This window comes from Rhodoferax sp. RT5P35 (assembly GCF_056521385.1).
In genome coordinates, this window is sequence record NZ_JBWMAX010000122.1 from 1 (window position 1) to 1,443 (window position 1,443).

The 1,443-nt window shown below is 63.8% G+C and carries 2 protein-coding genes; one reads left to right on the forward strand and one right to left on the reverse strand.

From position 1 onward, the window contains the following. Nucleotides 1-889, forward strand: an 889-nt coding sequence (gene queG, locus AC097L_RS24200; RefSeq protein WP_479589270.1) for a tRNA epoxyqueuosine(34) reductase QueG, incomplete at its 5' end; no start/stop codon positions are given. 57 nt (nt 890-946) lie between these two features. Here queG and gloA2 read toward each other — a convergent pair. Continuing rightward, nucleotides 947-1,351 carry an SMU1112c/YaeR family gloxylase I-like metalloprotein gene (gene gloA2, locus AC097L_RS24205; protein ID WP_479589271.1) on the reverse strand — a complete coding sequence of 135 codons (405 nt, stop codon included), beginning with the start codon at nt 1,349-1,351 and terminating at the stop codon, nt 947-949. Nucleotides 1,352-1,443: the final 92 nt, after the last annotated feature.

Sequence of the window (1,443 nt, forward strand, 5' to 3'; positions counted from 1 at the left end):
GGCCGAGCTGGTGCCGGGCACCGTCAGCGTCATCACTGCCCGCATGGATTATCTGCCGTGCAGCACGCCCGATGGCTGGCAAGCCGTGGAATTTGACCGGTTGAACCGTCCCGGCGAGGGCATTGTGTCGGTCTACGCCCGGGGGCGGGACTACCACAAGGTGCTGCGCGCGCGCCTGCAACGCTTAAGCGACCGCATCGCGCAGGAGCTGGGCCCGCTGGGTTACCGCGTGTTTACCGACTCGGCCCCGGTGCTGGAGGCCGAGCTGGCCCAGCGCAGCGGCCAGGGCTGGCGCGGCAAGCACACCCTGGTGCTGAACCGCGAGGCGGGGTCGATGTTTTTTTTGGGCGAAATCTATGTGGATGTGGCTTTGCCGACCACGGACGCAACCACCGGCCACTGCGGCAGTTGCAGCGCCTGCATTGACGTGTGCCCCACCCAGGCCATCGTGGCCCCGCACCGGTTGGATGCCCGCCGTTGCATCTCTTATTTGACCATCGAGCACGCCGGGCCGATTCCGCTGGAATTTCGCCCGCTGGTCGGCAACCGCATCTACGGCTGCGACGACTGCCAGTTGGCCTGCCCCTGGAACAAGTTCGCCCAGCGCAGCGCCTTGCCTGACTTTGACGAGCGACAAGGTTTGGCGGGCAGCCAGTTGGTGACCCTGTTTGGCTGGACCGAAGACGACTTTTTGCGTTTCACCGAAGGCAGCCCGATCCGGCGCATCGGGCATGAACGCTGGCTGCGCAATGTGGCCGTAGCCATGGGCAACGCGCTGCGGCAGGCGCCCGACCCGGCGCTGGTCAATGCCCTGAATTCACGCCTGAATGATGCCAGCGCACTGGTGCGCGAACACATCGTCTGGGCACTTGAAATATATAATAAATAGGCCTCTAGCCAAGGTGGAACGTTCGGTAGTAGCTATTTAATTGATAGCATCTGAAGCTTAAGTGGGATGCGTGGCAGAGGTCTCGTACAACTCCAGCGGCAAGCCGTCCGGGTCGGCAAAGAAGGTAAAGCGCTGGCCGGTGAACTCGTCCACCCGCACCGGTTCGACCAGCACGCCCTTTGAATGCAGATGCGCCACGCTGGCGTTCAGGTCCGCCACGGCAAACGCCAGGTGGCGCAGCCCACAGGCCTCGGGGTAAGACGGGCGCGGCGGCGGGTTGGGGAAGGAAAACAGTTCAATCTGCGTGCCGTCGGCCATGGCCAGATCGAGCTTGTAGGACTGACGCGCCGCCCGGTAGGTTTCCGCGACGATGCGCAAGCCCAGCACCTGGGTGTAGAACAGCTTGGAGCGCTCGTAGTCCGAGCAGATGATGGCGGCGTGGTGGAGGCGGGCGAGGTGCATCATGGGTGGGAGCTTACCGCGCTACGGTGTCGGCTTCACGCAAAAACTGCTGTGCGTGCCTCCGCACCCCAGCCTGCACCGCATCCCACACT